Source organism: Anaerostipes sp. AF04-45 (genome assembly GCF_003461725.1).
GTDB classification, from domain to species: domain Bacteria; phylum Bacillota; class Clostridia; order Lachnospirales; family Lachnospiraceae; genus Anaerostipes; species Anaerostipes caccae.
On sequence record NZ_QTXQ01000006.1, the window covers coordinates 110,093 to 128,046 of the forward strand.

Annotated in this window: 17 protein-coding genes, 1 tRNA gene and 1 other RNA gene; 4 read left to right on the forward strand and 15 right to left on the reverse strand. The window is 44.1% G+C overall.

Annotated elements, in window-relative coordinates; genetic code table 11:
• Positions 1–4: 4 nt before the first annotated feature.
• Positions 5–769 carry an N-acetyltransferase gene (locus DWV34_RS10630; protein WP_006567300.1) on the forward strand — a complete coding sequence of 255 codons (765 nt, stop codon included), beginning with the start codon at positions 5–7 and terminating at the stop codon, positions 767–769.
• On the opposite strand, the gene coaE is transcribed toward DWV34_RS10630, so the two are convergent.
• The 3 genes from coaE to cysK form a co-directional block, all read right to left on the reverse strand.
• On the reverse strand, positions 766–1,365 hold the full coding sequence (gene coaE / locus DWV34_RS10635; protein ID WP_006567301.1) for a dephospho-CoA kinase: 600 nt from the start codon (positions 1,363–1,365) through the stop codon (positions 766–768). The two genes, DWV34_RS10630 and coaE, sit on opposite strands and share 4 nt — an antisense overlap.
• Positions 1,366–4,008: a DNA polymerase I gene (polA, locus tag DWV34_RS10640; protein ID WP_118476211.1), complete on the reverse strand. Its 2,643-nt coding sequence runs from the start codon at positions 4,006–4,008 to the stop codon at positions 1,366–1,368. It abuts the gene before it with no gap.
• Positions 4,009–4,180: 172 nt separating this feature from the next.
• Positions 4,181–5,110 (reverse strand): cysteine synthase A, encoded by a 930-nt coding sequence (gene cysK / locus DWV34_RS10645; protein WP_009289882.1) that lies wholly within the window; start codon positions 5,108–5,110, stop codon positions 4,181–4,183.
• A 209-nt stretch (positions 5,111–5,319) separates the two neighbouring features.
• On the opposite strand from cysK, the gene DWV34_RS10650 reads away from it, so the two are divergent.
• Positions 5,320–6,654 (forward strand): MATE family efflux transporter, encoded by a 1,335-nt coding sequence (locus DWV34_RS10650; protein WP_009289883.1) that lies wholly within the window; start codon positions 5,320–5,322, stop codon positions 6,652–6,654.
• Positions 6,655–6,709: 55 nt separating this feature from the next.
• Here DWV34_RS10650 and DWV34_RS10655 read toward each other — a convergent pair whose 3' ends face one another.
• The 6 genes from DWV34_RS10655 to DWV34_RS10680 form a co-directional block, all read right to left on the reverse strand.
• Positions 6,710–7,147 (reverse strand): RrF2 family transcriptional regulator, encoded by a 438-nt coding sequence (locus tag DWV34_RS10655; RefSeq protein ID WP_009289884.1) that lies wholly within the window; start codon positions 7,145–7,147, stop codon positions 6,710–6,712.
• A gap of 159 nt (positions 7,148–7,306) precedes the next feature.
• Positions 7,307–7,390: transfer RNA gene (locus DWV34_RS10660), tRNA-Leu, on the reverse strand.
• A gap of 79 nt (positions 7,391–7,469) precedes the next feature.
• Complete coding sequence (gene ilvB / locus DWV34_RS10665) at positions 7,470–9,194, reverse strand: biosynthetic-type acetolactate synthase large subunit (protein ID WP_243000849.1); 1,725 nt, start codon at positions 9,192–9,194, stop codon at positions 7,470–7,472.
• Positions 9,195–9,284: 90 nt separating this feature from the next.
• Positions 9,285–9,863, reverse strand: coding sequence for a TetR/AcrR family transcriptional regulator (locus DWV34_RS10670; RefSeq protein ID WP_009289886.1), 579 nt, complete (start codon positions 9,861–9,863; stop codon positions 9,285–9,287).
• 121 nt (positions 9,864–9,984) lie between these two features.
• The gene (locus tag DWV34_RS10675; RefSeq protein WP_009289887.1) at positions 9,985–10,164 is read right to left on the reverse strand and encodes a (2Fe-2S)-binding protein; all 180 of its coding nucleotides are present in this window, start codon (positions 10,162–10,164) and stop codon (positions 9,985–9,987) included.
• A 60-nt stretch (positions 10,165–10,224) separates the two neighbouring features.
• On the reverse strand, positions 10,225–11,364 hold the full coding sequence (locus DWV34_RS10680; RefSeq protein WP_006567309.1) for an AI-2E family transporter: 1,140 nt from the start codon (positions 11,362–11,364) through the stop codon (positions 10,225–10,227).
• 150 nt (positions 11,365–11,514) lie between these two features.
• Between DWV34_RS10680 and DWV34_RS10685 the strand changes: the two genes are divergently transcribed.
• Both DWV34_RS10685 and DWV34_RS10690 read left to right on the forward strand, forming a co-directional pair.
• The gene (locus DWV34_RS10685) at positions 11,515–12,249 is read left to right on the forward strand and encodes a LytR/AlgR family response regulator transcription factor (protein WP_022261402.1); all 735 of its coding nucleotides are present in this window, start codon (positions 11,515–11,517) and stop codon (positions 12,247–12,249) included.
• 19 nt (positions 12,250–12,268) lie between these two features.
• Positions 12,269–13,012: a LytR/AlgR family response regulator transcription factor gene (locus tag DWV34_RS10690; RefSeq protein WP_009289889.1), complete on the forward strand. Its 744-nt coding sequence runs from the start codon at positions 12,269–12,271 to the stop codon at positions 13,010–13,012.
• Between the two features lie 232 nt (positions 13,013–13,244).
• On the opposite strand, the gene DWV34_RS10700 is transcribed toward DWV34_RS10690, so the two are convergent.
• The 6 genes from DWV34_RS10700 to DWV34_RS10720 form a co-directional block, all read right to left on the reverse strand.
• Entirely contained in the window at positions 13,245–13,529 is a 285-nt protein-coding gene (locus tag DWV34_RS10700) for an InlB B-repeat-containing protein (protein ID WP_009289890.1), read from the reverse strand.
• Positions 13,530–13,544: 15 nt separating this feature from the next.
• Positions 13,545–15,935: a hypothetical protein gene (locus tag DWV34_RS17145; RefSeq protein WP_022261401.1), complete on the reverse strand. Its 2,391-nt coding sequence runs from the start codon at positions 15,933–15,935 to the stop codon at positions 13,545–13,547.
• A non-coding RNA gene (gene ssrS / locus DWV34_RS10705) (6S RNA) lies at positions 15,925–16,103 on the reverse strand. The genes DWV34_RS17145 and ssrS overlap by 11 nt, the downstream gene beginning before the upstream one ends.
• A 69-nt stretch (positions 16,104–16,172) precedes the next feature.
• Positions 16,173–16,763, reverse strand: coding sequence for a DUF5662 family protein (locus DWV34_RS10710; protein WP_006567314.1), 591 nt, complete (start codon positions 16,761–16,763; stop codon positions 16,173–16,175).
• Between the two features lie 2 nt (positions 16,764–16,765).
• Positions 16,766–17,344 carry a chromate transporter gene (locus DWV34_RS10715; RefSeq protein WP_006567315.1) on the reverse strand — a complete coding sequence of 193 codons (579 nt, stop codon included), beginning with the start codon at positions 17,342–17,344 and terminating at the stop codon, positions 16,766–16,768.
• Entirely contained in the window at positions 17,341–17,892 is a 552-nt protein-coding gene (locus DWV34_RS10720; protein ID WP_006567316.1) for a chromate transporter, read from the reverse strand. The genes DWV34_RS10715 and DWV34_RS10720 overlap by 4 nt, the downstream gene beginning before the upstream one ends.
• Between the last annotated feature and the right edge of the window lie 62 nt (positions 17,893–17,954).

Here is a 17,954-nt window from a genome sequence, read left to right on the forward strand (position 1 = left end):
ATTAATGGATGAATTAAAAATAATCGCTGTAGACCAAAGCAATATTGATCAAGAACACATCTGCTGCGCTATCACCGACAAGAAAGGTGAAACCTGCGTATCTTCCAAGAAAGCCTGGATGCAGGAACGTTTTCCGGACGGGCTGGTGTTCAGAAAGCTAAATGTCCGCGGAAAAGTATTTATCGAGTATATTCCTGCCGAACACGCATGGATTCCCATACTGGCCGAACAATATATGCACATCAACTGTCTCTGGGTCTCCGGAAAGTATAAAGGCCAGGGTTATTCTGACCAGCTTTTAAACCAGTGCATTGACGATGCAAAAAAGGCAGGAAAATCCGGTCTCACAGCCCTGTCCTCCGCAAAGAAGAAACCGTTTTTGTCTGATCCCGGATACTTGAAGCACAGAGGGTTTAAGACTGCCGATACCGCAGATCCGTTTTACGAGCTGTTATATCTTCCGTTCTCCGATGACGCACCGGTCCCGGCATTCAAAGACTGTGTCAAACAGGAGAGAATTCCGGAGGATGGAATGGTTATTTATTACAGCAGTCAGTGTCCGCACACTGCAAAATATGTCCCTCTGCTTCAAAAAATCGCAGAGAGCCACAGCCTGCCCCTCTCCGTCCACAAAATTCAAACAACGGAGCAGGCACAAAATGCTCCTGCTCCGTTTACTGCTTTCAGCCTGTTTTATCAGGGCCGTTTTATTACAAATGAAATACTGTCCGAGAAAAAATTTGAAAAATTCATAGAGCAGAACTTTTAAACTTCTGCTCCCAATATTTCTGCAATCTGCTGTTTTGTCTCATTCAGGCTCCCGGAATTATCAATGATATGCGTCGCCGCTTTTCGGAAGCTTTCTTCTCCCGGCTGGCTTTTGATCATAGAAGCCGTCTTCTCATCCGAGTAGCCTCTTCCCTCTTTCAGTCTCTGAAATCTCAGATCTTCTCTGGCAAATACATACCAGAGCTGGTCAAATCTCTGTTCAAATTCTGCCCCTGTGAGCAGGGCTGCCTCGTAGACGATCAGCCGGATATCCGGATCACTCTCCATCCTGTCCATCCGGCACAGGATCTCTCTCTCCACATTTGGATGGGTAAGGCTGTTTAAAACCGCGAGTTTTTCTTTGTCCCTGAACACAATGGCACCCAGAGCCGCACGGTCGATCGTTCCCTCATCCGTTAAAATGCTGTTTCCAAATTTCTTCACAACAGCCTCATAACTTTCGGCTCCCGGCTCCATGAGCTCATGGGCCACCCGGTCCGCCTCGATGAGACCGGCCCCGTATTCTTTTTTTAAAATGTTCAATACTTCACTCTTCCCGGAGCCTACGCCTCCGGTGATTCCAATGACTTTCTTCATTTATTTTGCCTCATACCAGCTGTTTCCGGTGTGAATGTCAATGCTCAGCGGCACAGAGAGCTTTGCGGCACTCATCATTTCTCTGGTTAGTATTCCTTTCACTTCTTCCACTTCGCTGTCATGGGCTTCTATGAGCAGTTCATCATGGATCTGCAGGATCAGCCGGGATTTTAATTTTCTTTTCTTCAGTTCCATATTGACCCGGATCATGGCGATCTTTATAATATCAGCCGCTGATCCCTGGATCGGAGAGTTCATGGCTACTCTTTCGCCAAAATTTCTCTGCATAAAATTGCTGGACTTTAATTCCGGTATCGGCCGGATTCTTTGGAACATCGTAGTGACAAAGCCTTCTTCTTTTCCTTTTTCCACTTCCCTGTTCAGGTATTTTTTTACTTTAGGATAAGTCTCAAAATATTTGTCGATATATTCCTGTGCCTGTTTCCTGGTGATCTTTAAATCCTGACTCAGGCCAAAAGCGCTGAGTCCATAGACAATCCCGAAGTTGACCGCCTTGGCGTCCCGCCTCTGGATACTGCTCACCTGATCAATCGGCACACCGAACACTTCGGAAGCTGTTCTGGCATGAATGTCCTGTTCCATCTCATAGGCGTGGATCAGATTCTTGTCTCTGGAAAGATGGGCCAGCACCCGCAGTTCGATCTGAGAGTAATCCGCATCCACGAATGTATATCCTTCCTCCGGCAGAAACACCTTCCGGATAGCCCGGCCGAGTTCCACTCTGGCAGGAATGTTCTGTAAGTTAGGCTCGGTGCTGCTGATCCTTCCGGTAGCTGTGATGGTTTGGTTGAATTTTCCGTGGATTCTTTCGTCATCGCCGATATAGTTAGCCAGCCCGTCCGCATACGTCGATTTCAGCTTGGTGAGCTGTCTGTACTCAAGAATGTAGGAAATAATCGGATATAAATGCTCAATCTTTTCCAGAACATCCACACTGGTGGAGTAACCGGTCTTGGTCTTCTTCCCGCCCTCCAGCTTCATATGCTCGAACAGAACGACACCAAGCTGTTTCGGAGAGTTGATATTGAACTCCTCCCCGGCTTCTTTATAAATCAGTTCCCTGAGTTCCTCAATACGCCCGATCAGCTGATCCCCATATTCCTTTAATGCTTTCCGGTCCACGTGGATGCCCCTGACTTCCATGTCGTGGAGGGCTACCATCGTCGGGATCTCTATCTCCTCATACAGGGAAAGCATCCCGGTTTCTGTAAGTTTTTTTCTTAAAGGCTCGATGCACGCGCATGCCACATAGGCCTCATAGCCGATGATCTGCTCTCCTTCCGGCAGCAGTTTCCCCTCTTCAAAAATACTTTTCCTCTTGTCCAGCAGTTCTTTTTTGGAAGGCAGCATGATCCCCAGATAGTCTCTGGAAATATCATCGTACTCATAAGTGCTCTTTAACGGATTGATAAGATACGCCGCCAGAGCCGCGTCAAAGATGCTCTTGTCATCTTCACTCAATGACAACTCGTCCAGAAATTCCTTTACATTCAGCATGCTGACTCTTGGTACGGTGCGGTAAAGTTCTCCTGCCTGCCCCATCAGATAATCCCTGGTCAGAAAGCCCTCTGTCTGAAACAGAAATGTCTCTTTTCCTTCTATACACAGCCCAAAAAACGTATTTTCCTGCTCATGATAGACTGCAAGCCCTGCCGCCTCACATTTTTTTGCTCTGGAAAATATCTGATCTGCCTCATCCAGCTCAAAAACCTTTTTGAGATTTACCGAAAATTCTTCTCCGTGTTCCCCGTCAAATTTCTTTAAAACTGACTTAAACTCCAGCTGTTTTAAAAGCTGATAAGCCTCCCCTGTAAAAATATCATTGAACTTGGCATCTTCAAAAGAAAGCTCGATCGGACAGTCTAATTTAATCGTCGCCAGTTCTTTGCTCAGCACTCCCTGGTCATAAAATTCCTCCAGCTTATTTTTAGCCCGCTTCGGCATCACTTCCTCAATGTGCTCATAAGCATTTTCTATACTCTTAAACTCTTTGATGATCTTGGACGCAGTCTTTTCTCCGATTCCGGGAATACCCGGAATATTGTCGGAAGCATCTCCCATCAAAGCCTTCATGTCAATGAATTCTTTCGGTGTCACACCGTAAGTTTCCATGACATCTTTTGCAAAATAATCTTCTACTACATTTCCGCCGCCCTTGGTCTTTGGAATACGAATCTGAACATTTTCTGTGGCCAGCTGCAGAAGATCTCTGTCTCCGGAAATGATCCGAACCTGATAACCCTCTTTTTCTCCGATCACAGACATAGTGCCAAGCAAATCATCTGCCTCATAGCCTTCTTCCATCATCAGCGGTATATCCATGGCTTTTAAAACCTCTTTGATCACAGGCACCTGTTCCCTCAATTCTTCGGGCATAGGTTTTCTGGTTCCTTTATATTCCTTGAACATTTCATGCCGGAAAGTAGGCGCACTCAAGTCGAAAGCCACCGCAAAATGGGTCGGCTTCTCCTCATCCAGAAATTTAAACATGATATTTAAAAATCCAAGGATCGCATTGGTATGGAGGCCCTTACTGTTAGTCATATCCGGCAGCGCATAAAAGGCCCGGTTTAAGATGCTGTGGCCGTCGATCAGCATTAATTTCTTTTCCATAATGGACATTCTCCTTTTTTAAACAATTATCATTATTGTAACACAAAGAAAATAGTCTAGTCCACTTCATGTTATCTTCTTTTCTCCTTCTATATTATTTCCCCGCTTCCGCCGCGCATACTCATAGAAAAAACCTGATATGTACTTATAAAAGCACATATCAGGCCCATCCGTAAGTTTATTATGAAAACATCGGTGTTGAAAGGTATCTGTCTCCTGTGTCCGGAAGCAGGGCAACGATCTTCTTACCCTTATTCTCCGGACGTTTTGCAAGCTGAATGGCGGCCCAGAGGGCGGCCCCTGAAGAAATCCCCACTAAAATCCCTTCTTTTCTGGCGATGGCTCTTCCAAGCTCGAAGGCATCCGCATCATCGACAGCAATAATCTCGTCATAGATCTTTGTATTCAGTACATCCGGAACAAAGCCTGCCCCGATTCCCTGAATCTTATGAGGTCCGCTCTGCCCTTTTGAAAGTACAGGGGAACTGCTCGGCTCCACTGCCACGATCTGAATATCCGGATTTTTTTCTTTCAGATATTCTCCGGTTCCGGTTATCGTACCTCCGGTTCCGATCCCTGATACAAAAATATCGACTTTTCCTTCCGTATCGTTCCAGATCTCAGGTCCGGTAGTCTTCTTATGGCGCTTCGGATTAGATGTATTGACAAACTGTCCGGGAATAAAGCTGTTTTCCAGTTCCTTTGCCAGCTCTTCGGCCTTGGCGATAGCGCCGTTCATTCCTTTCGTACCGTCTGTCAGTACGACTTCCGCTCCATATGCCTTCAGCAGATTCCGCCGTTCCACGCTCATAGTCTCCGGCATCGTAAGAATGATGCGGTATCCTCTGGATGCCGCGATCGCCGCCAGTCCAATTCCTGTATTTCCGGATGTGGGCTCAATGATGACGGACCCTTCTTTCAGCTTTCCTGCCGCCTCAGCGTCTTCGATCATCTGTGCCGCCACACGGTCTTTGACGCTTCCTGCCGGATTAAAATATTCCAGTTTCCCAATGATCTCTGCATCTGCTCCGTATTCCTTTTCCAGACGGTTCAAACGGACCAACGGGGTGTTTCCGATTAATTCTGTCACATTCTGATAGATTCCTGCCATAGTTCTTCTCCTTTTTATATTCCTACATTTCCTACGTGTTTAGTATGTAATTATTATATGCAATACCTTTTTCTATGTCAATACCTTTTTGAAAAAACAAAATTTCACCTGTCTCCTCTTCCTTGAAAAAGATTCATTTATTTGGTATATTCTATGTTGTTTCGCATTTGGCCCGCTTTATTCTACTATGGAGAAATGAATAAAAAATTATGAAAAGAGAAAAAACTGCAATTACATTGATCAAATTCTGCATACCGCTTATCTTAAGCGGTATTCTGCAGCAGCTCTATAACTGGGCGGATGCATTTATTGTCGGAAATGTAGCCGGAGAAAACGCCCTGGCCGCCATCGGTTCTACAACTACGGTCATTAACCTGTTCCTCACTGCCATAACAGGATTTACCCTCGGTCTTTCCATTTTATTTGCCCAAAAATTCGGCGGCGGAAAAAAAGATCAGATCTCAAAGACTCTGTCCGTATTCACCGTTGTACTCGGGTGTATTTTTTTACTTGTCCCGGCAGCAGGCATTCCGGGCGCTTATCCATTGCTCCGAATCATGAATACGACACCGGAAACCATACATATGGCAAAAAATTATCTTCAGATCATACTGATCGGCTTACCGTTTCTTGCCGTATATAACGTCTACACCTCGGCCCTCCGCGGCATCGGAAACAGCCGGGCTCCTTTTGGTTCTGTCCTCTGTTCGTCTGTCGTAAACGTTGTGCTGGATCTTATCTTTGTGGGAATGATGCACTGGGGTGCTGCCGGCGCGGCAGCCGCAACAGTAATCTCTCAGATGGTTATGACTGTATTCATCATTCTATACAGTGTAAAAAATTATCCCTGTCTGTGTTTCTCCATAAAAAAATGGACTATGGATCACGCCGTTTTAAAAGAAGGTCTTCATCTTGCCATACCTCCGATGATCCAATCCTGTATCAGCTCCTTCGGCGGTCTTATCCTACAAAATTTTATGAACGGCTTCGGGACACAGACTGTTGCAGCCATTACCACAGCCTATCGCGTCGATACGATCATACTCCTGCCGGTCATCAATCTCGGCTCCGGCATATCTACAATGGTCGCACAGAATCACGGAGCAGGAAAAAGAGAGCAGATTTCTAAAATCGTCTGCGCCGGAACTGTGATGATGATTGGTGTTTCCTTATTATTGACATGGCTTGTACTGGGAACCGGGGAATATTTGATTTCCATGTTTGGAATCAGTCCGGAATCGGCTGAGATCGGAAAAAATTTCTTCCAAAGAATTGCGGCGTTTTATGTAGTATACGGCATCGCCATGTCCATCCGGGGTTATATAGAAGGAATTGGAGACGTTCTCTTCTCCAGTGTATCAGGGATTGCCGCACTGCTCTCCCGTATTGTATTTTCCTATGCTTTTGCCGGACTATGCGGAAACATGATCATTGCCTATGCGGAGGCAGGCTCATGGGGAGTCCTGTTCTTCCTGTATCTGATACGCGCCCTTTGGAGAAAGAAAACGGGCATTACGCCACAAAAGGCATCTTCTGAAAATTAAATTCTGATAAAAGCTGAAAGGCTTCCCGAAACCTCGGGAAGCCTTTCAAATCTGTCTATATTATAAAATCATTCCCGCCTTTTAAAGCGGCACGGTCCAAAATATCCTGTATCGTCACACTGCCCAGATAATCCCTCACAACTTTATCCAGCCCTTCCCAGATAAAAATGGTCGGACAGTCATAATAGCGTTCGCACTGATTGGTCTCATCGTCCAGACACGCCACCGGGGCAATACTGCCTTCTGTTATTTCCAGAACGTCTTCGATCGTATATTCCGAAGGTTTTTTAGAAAGCTGATACCCTCCCCTCGGGCCTCTCAGACTTTTCAAATATCCGCACACACTCAGCTGCCTTACGATCTGCTCCAGATATTTTATGGAAATCCCCTGTCTCTTTGACACATCCTTCAGTGAAATCCATTCTCCCGTATTGTGCTGCGCCAGATCATATAATAAGCGTACCGCATATCTGCCTTTGGTTGAAATTTTCAAGGGCTCCCTCCTCATTCCTACTTTTTCACTATGTTATATGACTATTGTAAAGAATCCGTCTCTTTCTGTCAAACTCCTTTCCGTCAAATATAGAAATTAAGCTTTTTTAAGCAATAAAAAAACAGCTGAAATCAAAAAATTCAGCTGTTTTTATCACTCTGCCGGCAATGGGACTCGAACCCATACGCCCGTAAGGACAACAGATTTTGAGTCTGTCTCGTCTGCCAATTCCGACACGCCGGCTTGTCTTGACGACCTTGAATATAATATCATCTCTGTCATGGAATGTCAACAAGAAAACCCAAGTTTTTCATCTCTCCCCTTATTCTCCGCCGATCATATTTTCCAGTGAATTCCCCGGAGATACCATCGGAAGGACATTCTGTTCTCTGCCTATGATAAACTCAATAACCGTGGGGACATTTTTTCTCTCTTTGGCTTTCAGGAGAGCGCTTCTGATGTCTTTCACTTCCCGGACCCGGATACCCTCTGCCCCGTAACTTCGTGCCAAACGGACAAAGTCAGGGATATAACCGTACGGACATTGTGCAGACGGACCTTTGCATTCTTTCATACAGCTTTCCCTGCGGCAGGTACATGTGGCAGAATAACGCCTCTCATAAAACATCTCCTGCCATTGGCGGACATTGCCCAGATAACCGTTGTTTAAGATGCAGATAATAATAGGGAGTTCATAAAGCACTGCCGTGGCAAGTTCCTGAATATTCATCTGAAATCCGCCGTCTCCGCATATGGCTATGACATCTTTCCGGGGATCTCCTAATTTAGCGCCTATGGCAGCAGGAAAACCATATCCCATTGTTCCCATGCCTCCGGAAGTAAGCATTTTTTTCTTCTCCGACAGCTGTAAAAACTGTGACGCCCACATCTGATTTTGCCCTACATCCGTTGTAATCACGGCACTGTCAAACAAGTCATTGATCTGTTCTGTCACGTCCCGTGCGCTGATTTCCTCAGATGTGCTTTTCTTTACAGTGACCGGATGCCGCTGTTTCCACAGGTTCAGACGGCTGACCCACTCCCCGGCCCCAGACGGTTTTGCTCTTTTAAGAAGAATCCGGATCAGTTTCCCGGCATCCGAAGCAACCGATATATCTGCCGGTACATTCCGCGAAATTACATCCGGCTCTATGTCTGCATGGATAAGGACTGCCTTATCCGCAAAACTGTCCGTGTTTCCAGTGATACGGTCATTAAACCGGGTTCCGACGGCAAACAGGACATCACACTCGCTGACAGCCATGTTTGCCGCAAAGCTCCCGTGAATACCCAGATTTCCTATATACAGCGGATGATCTGAGGGAAGAACCCCTTTCCCCATGATGGTCGTGACAACCGGTATCCCGGTCTTCTCTGCCAGCCTGGTCATTTCTTTTTCCGCTCCTGCAGTATGTACACCCCCTCCAATCAAAAACAGAGGCTTTCGGGCTGTCCTTAACGCTTCCAGACAACGGTCTGTGACTTCCTCCGGCACAGGCACTTCAGCTTTATCGTCTGTGCACAGCGGATAAAAATCAGAACCCAGTTCCTGCTGAATATCCTTCGGCAGATCGACGACCGCCGCGCCGGGCCTTCCTGACCGGGCTGCCTGAAAGGCGCTGCGGACCGCTTCCCCCAGTTCCCTTCTGTCACGTACAGTCACTGCATATTTACAAATACTTTTCATGATCTGAACTGTGTTTACTTCCTGGAAAGATTCTCGCCCGATCAGCCCTGAAGAAACCTGGCCCGTAAAACAAACGAGAGGAACACTGTCTATATTTGCAGTGGCAATGCCGGTCACAAGATTGGTCGTTCCCGGTCCGCTTGTCACAAGACAGACTCCTGTTTTTCCCGAGGCCCTGGCATATCCGTCTGCCGCATGCACTAATCCCTGTTCATGGCGCGGCGTGATGATTCTGATCTCCTTCTCATTATAAAGCTCGTTAAATAAATCAATCGCCTGACCTCCCGGATACGCAAACAACGTATCTGTATTTTCCGCCTTCAATGCTTTCACAACCAGCTGTGCTCCTGTAATCTCCATATCATATTCCTCCATTGAATCTTAAAGCAAGTATTCACTTGCATATCAGTTATATTTATACGGCACCGCCAAAAGACAATGCCGTCTCCTTTACTCAGCCGTAATTCCATACAGGAATGCGGCAACTGTTTTTTTAATAAAGTCTTCTCTCTCAACCTCCGAAAGTTTTTGTTCGAACGACGCATTTAAAAATGTATAACCAAACGTGCTGGAAAAAAACGTCATAGCCAAAACCTTAAAATCTGCCTTGGGAATCCTGCCTTTCTGTGCCATCTGTTCAAAGTAAGAAATCAGCGATGAGAGGAACGTCTGGGGGACTTTCATAATAAATGGTGCTGTTTCCTCATAAATCTGCGGAGCCCGCAGACCGATGGAGAGTCTCACAAAGTCAGGAGTAATCCTCTTCATATACTCTCTCATATACATTTCCAGATCATGCCGCAGTTCCCACCGGACATCCTGAAATACATCCGGCGTAAAATCCGCCCGCCACTTTTCCTGCTCAATACCGCTCATAACGATACTTTTCTTATTCTGAAACTTCCGAAACAGAGTACATTCATTCACCCCTGCGGAATTGGCGATGTCTTTTGTAGTCGTTGCCATGTATCCTTTATCCCTTACCAGAGACATCGCAGCATCTATAATTTTTTGACCGGTCTCATCCATATGTATCATCCCTCTCTGCAATGCAAGTATTTACTTTCATTTTAGAGTTTCACACAGAAAAAGTCAAGTCCCTCAAAAATTGAGGGACTTGGGGAGTTGAAGCGGGCTTGCCCGCCTGGTTTTATTTGGATTTTAATTCTGTAAGTAATTCTTCAATATTGTCAAGACAAGCCCCGCAGATGCTTCCTGCGCCGGTTGCGTCTTTGACTGCGTCCACTGTTGTGGCACCGTCTTCATAGGCATCCATTATTTCTCCCACGGTCACATCGACACATGGACAGATAATATCGTCACGGTCCATTCCTTCCACCTCCATAAATAAGATAGGAATATTATGGACATAAACTTCGCGGAATATACACTATTTATTCTGAACTTTCTCAAGCAGTCCTTTTTTCCTCAGTCTTTCGTTGGCTGCGTTCCTTAAAAGTGCATAAATAACGGAACAGGCCGGGATACTGATAAACATTCCGGCTACTCCGGCCAGATTGCCGCCGACGGTCACCGCAACTAATACCCAGATAGCAGGAAGACCTACGGAATTCCCCACCACATGTGGATAAATAAGATTTCCCTCGATTTGCTGCACAACGACAAACATAATAACAAAAATAACCATCTTAAACGGACTTACCATAAAAATCAAAATCGCCCCCAAAGTGCTTCCGATGAATCCTCCCAAAATAGGAATCAGTGAAGTCACGCCGATAAACATGGCGATCAGCATGGCATACGGCAGGCGGAGAATATTCATGCTGATAAAAATGATCGTGCCCAGAATCACGGCTTCCGTACACTGGCCGGACAAAAAGCTTGAGAATGCCTGATTGCACATATTTCCAATGTATACGATACGGTCCGCATAGGATTCTTTCAGATAAGAGTATAAAAGTTTCTTCGTCTGAAGTACCAGTTTCTCCTTTTTCAGCAGTGCATTAACTGCAAAAACCGTGCCGAGCAAAAACGTCACTACTGTCTGAACTGCCGAACTGATGACAGATACCGTAGAGCCCAGAATATTGCTGGCGCTGGTCTGGAAGAATCCCATCAGTTCTGTACTGATCTTATTCCAATCCAAATCGATCTTCATAAGATTCTGTTTAGTGAGCAGAGGATTGTCGGAAACATTCTGTAAGAAATCTTTGATTTCGTTCACAAATCCGGGGATGCTGGATGCCAGGCTGTAAAGCGTATTGGCAAGCTCCGGAAGAATGAGAAAACTGATCAGCGCCAGGACGCCAATAATACATAAAATGGCCAGAATCAGGCTCAGTGCCCGCTTTCCTTTTTTCACCTTCGAAAACAGTTTCGTTTCAAAAAATCTCATCGGCACATTAATAATAAACGCCATACAACCCCCGATAATAAACGGGAAGATTACTGAGACTAAATAGGAGAATGCCTTCAATATGTAGCTTATATTGCTGACACCCAAATAAAGAAGTACTCCAAACGCCACAAGACCAAAGAAACCCTGCGTGTTTTTATTATAAAATTTCATATGATACAGCTCCTTTTAAAAGATATTAAATAATTATACCGAAAATAAAAACAGATATCCAGACATATTTAAAAAGATTCGGTTTCTTGTTGTGCTTCTAACTTTTTCCATGGTAAAATAAAGATGTACAAAATGCGAAATGGAGAATATATGCCAATGAACATTTACACTTTTAATAATAATCGGAACTCATCCGAAGATCATATAAAAACATTAAAAGACATCGCCTCAGAGCACCACTATAACATTCATATATTTAAATATACAAATAAAGACGAATTAGTATTTGATCTGTCATCTCACCCGGAACGGGCGGATATTATTTTCCTGAGAATATCCAAAAGCAAGGACGATGAGATTACAGGTCTCGAAGCAGCGAAAAGTCTCCGCAAGCTTTGCTGTCATGCCCTGCTCATTTTTATCTCTGCCAATAAACAGCTGGCTGCAAATACTTTCCCGACGTTTCCTTTTTACTTTTTCTATCTCAAATATCTGACTCTGGAACAGTTTGAACCAGTATATTTAAAAGCGCTCTCACTGGCTGAAAAGAGGCGGAACAACCTGTTTCAGTGCGGCAGCGGCGCGGATGAACATTACATACCTCTGAGTGATATTTACTACTTTGAAATCTTTCAGAGAATTACAACTGTATACCACAGCAACACCAGCTTTTCATTCTATATGTCCATGTCCAGGCTGGAAAAAGAATTAACACCGAAAGGATTTCTGCGCATTCACAGGTCTTTCCTTATAAATATGCGCCATATTGACCAGATTACTGACCGCACGGTACGGCTGACGAATGGATTTACTCTGCCCATAGGAACCACATATTTAAGTCAGGTACGAAAAATGTTGTCACAGCTTAAAATCTACACCCTATAAGAATTAAGAAGGTGATATTATGTTTTCAATCTGCTTTTGTGATGATACTCCTGCGACACTGCAAAAATACATAGAACTTTTTGAGCTGATCGCCGAGAGACATCAGATCCCTGTCAGTATCCGGGCATTTTCTTCGGGCAGGGAGCTTCTTGCTTACATGGAGAACCCAAACCACTTTTTTGATCTTTATTTTGTTGAAGCCGGACTGAAAGACATTAGCGGGATTGACACGGTTCTCCATATTCACGAGCATGATCCGTTGGGACTTGTGATTTTTCTCGGAGTCCGCACGGAATGTGCCAGTGACTGTTTTGCCGCTTACCCTTTCAATTACATCATCAAGTCAAAGCTGAACTTTATCAGGGGTGAATCTGTTTTTCTCAACGCCTACTCGGTCTTCAAGCAGAAAAAGAAGCCGTATATCGTCTGTAAAAACCGGACCACGTTCCAGTGCATTCAGCTTTCCGATATTTCTCATTTTGAGACTCTCGGGCGGCTCGTAGTTGTACATTTTAAAGACCAGAGTTTTGAATTCTATTCTAAACTCAATATTATAGAACAGTCTGTGAAAAACAAAGGTTTTATCCGTGTCCACCGTTCTTACATCGTAAACCTCTCCTATATTTCAGATGCGGACAGAGAAAATATCTTCCTGACAGGCCACGAAACTCCCGTTCCAATCGGCCATGTTTATCTGGATCATGTGCGCAGGGAGACTTATCCGTTTTTTTCTGTCAATTCTTCCAGTTTGTCTGTCAAATAGAACAAGGACTTTTGCACATTGTTAAAATAAGAGTGCAAAAGTCCTTGTTTTGTTATTTGTTCTTTCTATTTTTATGTAACAATAAAGTTAGTATTCCTCCGCCTGCCGCCAGCATCACAAAGGCCATGGAGAAGTCTGCAGTGTCACCGGTTTTAGCAGTGGATTCTTTGCTGCTTCCGCTTTCTGTGATCACTTCTCCATTTTTATTATTTTCCAGTATTTCCTCTCCTTCCTACGAATAATCTCCTGTTTCTTTTTTCTTGATTTTATTGTTCTCCTTCTGTGCAGTACCATTTACTTCTCCAGCATCTTTCTTCCAGGCCGCTTTTAAAGAGATATCTGCGTGAACCGGCGTCTCAAAATCCCATTTTTGTTCTTTTCCATTCTCATCCTTATAGTACCAGCCTTCAAATATATAACTTTTTCGTTTCGGCTCTTTCGGTTCTACTGCACATTTACCGCCCGGAACAGTCTGAGTTTTCGGGGTAAAATCTCCTCCGTTTGGGTTAAAACTCACCTTATGTTCACCTGTTTAGGTAACCACAACGCTTACTTCTTTCCCTCCCGAAATAAAAAATGTCAAATCGAATGTTCCGGTTCTTCCTTTTTGTTTTGCAGCGTTTAGTTTGTTCATCTCTTCATTTTTAATATTAAGTTCTGCATCACTCCTTGTTTCATCTTTTCCTTTTGCTTCACAAAGTTTAATCAGATCTTCCTTGGTAAAAGCAGTACCCCCAGTTTTATGAACCGCATTGTTGGCAGCGATGGAGGCATCAAATTTTCCGGGTTCCGGGTTCTTAGCTCCATCTGTCCCATGATCTCTTAGATGAACTGTAATAGTAATTTCTGTTCCCTTTGCAGTTTGAAAAGTCAATGAAAAATTTCCGGTTTCCCCGGCTGTTTTTGCTTTATTTAATGATGTTAGCTGATCCGGGTCTGAGAAAACGATTTCTTCTGCTGTCAGCTCTTTCCCGCTTTCGTCAAATACCTTGACTCTGGACAACTCTTTCAGCTGACTTTCCGTAAATCCTTCTCCTCCTGTTTTACTGATGATATCCATTCCTTTCATACTCTCGGCTTGATCCGGAGCCTCCGAAGTCTCATCATATTTAACTAAAGATACCTTGACCGTCACTGCACTCCCATCGTTAGCGAAATAGGTCAGATCAAATACGCCGGACTTTCCAGAAGTCTTCACTTGATTAATTTTCCGGAATTGCTCCAGATCTACTGTAAAATCATCCGGTAATATCGTATTTCCTTCTGTGTCTTTTCCTTTCACTTCCCCATATTTTTTTAGCTGTTCTTCGGTAAAAGGATCTCCGCCTGTATCTTTCTCAAAATCATTGGCTCCAATAGTTGATATTGAATTTTCTGAACCTATCTCAGATGTATCTGTTCCATGGTTTCTTAAAAATACGGTCACCGTTACTTCTGTACCACTTAGTGTTTGAAACGTTAATGGAAAATTTCCAATTTCCCCGGTGGTTTTTGCTTTATTTATAGCTGTCAGCTGATCCTGATCTGAAAAAAGAATATCTACTGCCGGCACTTCTTGTCCATTTTCATCAAATGCCTTTACTCTGGACAACTCTCTAAGCTGTTTCTCCGTAAATCCTTTTCCTCCGGTTTTGGAAATGATATTCATTCCTTTGATCGTTTCTCCAGTGTCTGTATCTTCCGTAATTTCATCATATCCGACCAGAGAAACTTTGACTGTCACTTGTTTTCCATCTTTGGATGTATAAGACAGATCAAATATGCCTGTCTTTCCAGAGGTTTTTGCTTCATTAATTTTTTGAAACTGATCCAAATCTACTGTAAAATCGTCGAGTGAAATCGTATTCCCCTCTTTATCTTTTCCTTTTACTTCCCCTAATTTTTTCAGCTGTTCTTCTGTAAAAGGATCCCCTCCTGTATTGGTTTCAAAGTCATTAGCTCCAATGGTTGGAATTGAATTATTGGGTTCAAATTCTGCGGAATCTGTTCCATTACCTCTTAGAAAGATGGTCACCGTAACCTTTGTTCCATTTGGTGTTCTAAACGTCAATGGAAAATTTCCAATTTTCCCAGAAGTTTTTGCCTGATTAATATTCTGTATTTGTCTGGCATCTGTAAAAGTCAGTTCTCCTTCAATGAAGCTTGTTCCGTTCTCACGCTTTCCATTGACCTTGGCAAGCTCCTTCAGCTGGCTTTCACTAAAGCCAGCTCCGCCAGTTTTACTGATAATATTATTAGCTCCAATCTGTTCTTTTGTGTCATTCGCAATGGTATTTTCATCTCTGAATGGACCGAAATATATTTTCGTATAAAACTTTTCTACAGAAATTGGAGAAGCTGAAGGAAAAGGCATATGTTTTGTAAAATTATAATCTGTTTCTGAGGTACCATCCTGTATGTACCCTTGAAAACCGGTATCCGGACTGGCTATGACATTTGTTATAGTTCCTTGTGGTTTATTGTCCGGAGGCGTTCCGCAGCCTATGCCCGGCATATTGGTGCTCTTATCACCCAACGCTGTAACAACAGTATCTCCTCCGCTGATAACAACATTAGACACATTAACATTTGCACCATATGTGCCATCTTCAGCTCCGGTATGTCCCCCGGATCCTATTCCCGCTGCATTGGTTCCTCCACTGGCATAAACATTCCCTCCTGTAATATATATACCATCTGTCGGAGTCCAGGATCCGCTCCCGATCCCTGCACAGCTGACACCTCCGCTTGCTGTCACGATTCCTCCAGAAATCCGGATATTTTTTGTATACCCTTTTCCGACACACCAACTGGCACACGCACTTCCAATAGCACAATTATGTTCTCCTGCCTGTGCTGCAATAATTTTGTAATATATAGGCAGACGAAAAGAGACTGCCGGCTCAGCCAACAGTCTCTTCAACTTATCTTTTGTTATGCCCAAGATGCCGTTCCCCGCAATTTTGACTCCTAGCCACAGCTAGGTGGGTTTCCTCATCCTGCCTTCTACCTTCCACCGTATTGTGGCTTGGTATCCAGCCGGATATTCGGAATCCCGTTCAAATAGTTGTAGGTTCAAAATAGCAGGCGTTATCGAACACCCCAGGCCGTTTATTCCGTTTCTTTACAAGTTATTATACATGAAGTATGTGAGAGTTTCAAGAAGTACATACATGAAATTCTAGCCAATCGCCACAGGACCTGTTTTCTCAAAAGGAGAAATGCGGTCATAACCGCTGATGTCCTCTTTTAAATCTCTTTTCAAATAGCGAAATGTCTCCTTTTCTCCCTTTTCAGCATACATCGTTAAAAGCATCATCAGATAATCCTTAGATGCCTCGTGCATAATAGATGCTCCGATCCCATTATTAAAATACTCCAGCGGACTCTCCTTTGTGAAATCATTTTTCTTGTAGATTTTTCCGGCACTAATTCTGTCCACTAACATCTCCGCCATATATTTTTTGGGAATTTTCATGCCAACCAGACCCTTGGCGTCAGGATTCAGGCTGTAATCGATCCAATACTCAAAATGATGCCTGTTCCTTCCTTTATGGTGCAGCCATGCCCTGGATATCCCGTATTTCCTTCGTTCGATGTTGTTAGGGCTTTGATTTCCCTGGTAGTATTTCGCCCCCGGAATAAATTCCGTCGGAGAATACTTTGACATATCGTGCATGATACCCTGGCAGTAAAGTCCCACCTTAAAACAGCCTTTGGCCACAAGGATTTTATGTTTTGTAATTGTCTTAAAGTGTCCTAAAATATGCATAATCAAACTCCCAGCACAGCAATCCCGATACATCCCGACAGCACGATCAGAAAAATCGGATGTATGGATTTTCCCCGTTTCTCTGCTACTTTATTTATTATATATAATATAACAAAAAGAATCACAGATTTAAAGTCAATGGAAGAAACTATTTTTTGAAGATGAAGTTCCCCGTCTTTTAAAAACGCCACCTGAAACACAGACAGAGTCGCCGCGCAGATTAATCCGGCCACCACCGGACGGATGCCGTAAAATCCCGCCTCCACATGACGGTTGTTTTTAAAACTTTCCAATACTCTGGCAACGAGGATAATAATGACCACCGACGGCAGCACAAGGCCGAATGTGGCGATCAGGCTTCCGGGGATACCTGCAATATGAAATCCCGAATAAGTCGACATGTTGACGCCGATGGCTCCCGGCGTGGATTCGGAAATTGCCAGCATATTTACAATATCTGCGTGGGTAAACCAGTGAAAACGGTCCGCCATGCTGTATAGAAACGGCAGCGTGGCAAGCCCGCCCCCAAGCGCAAACAGTCCGGTCTTAAAAAATTCAATAAACAGCTTCAAAAGGATCATTTTCTGTCTCCTCCTTTCCGCACTTTCCCGCAGAGCAAAAGACCTAAAACAGCGCCGATGATCACATAGATCACAGGATTATTCATGACAAAGACCATGCCGAAAAATGTGGCCGCAAATATCATGCCGGTGAGCCAGTCCACGACTCCGCCTTTTACCATTTTCCTGATACTGTTGATCATCAGAACGCAGACACAGACCCGGATGCCCCAGAACGCACTCTGCACCGCTTTCAGTTCACTGAAATTGGTCATAAATGCCGCTATGATCATGATAATGATCAGCGAGGGCGCCGTAAATCCTAAAGTAGCCGTGATGCCTCCTCTGATTCCCTTCAGTTTGTATCCGATAAACGTGGAGGTATTGACAGCGATGACTCCGGGCGTACACTGCCCTACCGCAAAATAATCCATGACTTCTTCACTCGTCGCCCAGCCTTTGTTCCGGACAACCTCCCGTTCGATCATCGGGAGCATGGCATAGCCTCCGCCGAATGTGAATGCACCCATCTTAAAAAAGGTTAAAAACAGTTCCTTATATTCTTTCAACTCGCTGATCCGTCCTTCCCATTAAGTTTTCTTTTTATTATACGGAAAAAATGCGAAAAAAA

What these genes read in the sequence shown, in the direction of transcription:
- DWV34_RS10675 (WP_009289887.1), bottom strand. Translation starts at nt 10,164, where the DNA reads ATGGACCGTGACGATATTATCTGTCCATGTGTCGATGTGACCGTGGGA.
- ilvB (WP_243000849.1), bottom strand. Translation starts at nt 9,194, where the DNA reads ATGGAGATTACAGGAGCACAGCTGGTTGTGAAAGCATTGAAGGCGGAA.
- DWV34_RS10630 (WP_006567300.1), top strand. Translation starts at nt 5, where the DNA reads ATGGATGAATTAAAAATAATCGCTGTAGACCAAAGCAATATTGATCAA.
- DWV34_RS10680 (WP_006567309.1), bottom strand. Translation starts at nt 11,364, where the DNA reads ATGAAATTTTATAATAAAAACACGCAGGGTTTCTTTGGTCTTGTGGCG.
- DWV34_RS10710 (WP_006567314.1), bottom strand. Translation starts at nt 16,763, where the DNA reads ATGCATATTTTAGGACACTTTAAGACAATTACAAAACATAAAATCCTT.
- DWV34_RS10715 (WP_006567315.1), bottom strand. Translation starts at nt 17,344, where the DNA reads ATGATCCTTTTGAAGCTGTTTATTGAATTTTTTAAGACCGGACTGTTT.
- cysK (WP_009289882.1), bottom strand. Translation starts at nt 5,110, where the DNA reads ATGGCAGGAATCTATCAGAATGTGACAGAATTAATCGGAAACACCCCG.
- coaE (WP_006567301.1), bottom strand. Translation starts at nt 1,365, where the DNA reads ATGAAGAAAGTCATTGGAATCACCGGAGGCGTAGGCTCCGGGAAGAGT.
- DWV34_RS10690 (WP_009289889.1), top strand. Translation starts at nt 12,269, where the DNA reads ATGTTTTCAATCTGCTTTTGTGATGATACTCCTGCGACACTGCAAAAA.
- polA (WP_118476211.1), bottom strand. Translation starts at nt 4,008, where the DNA reads ATGTCCATTATGGAAAAGAAATTAATGCTGATCGACGGCCACAGCATC.
- DWV34_RS10650 (WP_009289883.1), top strand. Translation starts at nt 5,320, where the DNA reads ATGAAAAGAGAAAAAACTGCAATTACATTGATCAAATTCTGCATACCG.
- DWV34_RS10670 (WP_009289886.1), bottom strand. Translation starts at nt 9,863, where the DNA reads ATGGATGAGACCGGTCAAAAAATTATAGATGCTGCGATGTCTCTGGTA.
- DWV34_RS10685 (WP_022261402.1), top strand. Translation starts at nt 11,515, where the DNA reads ATGCCAATGAACATTTACACTTTTAATAATAATCGGAACTCATCCGAA.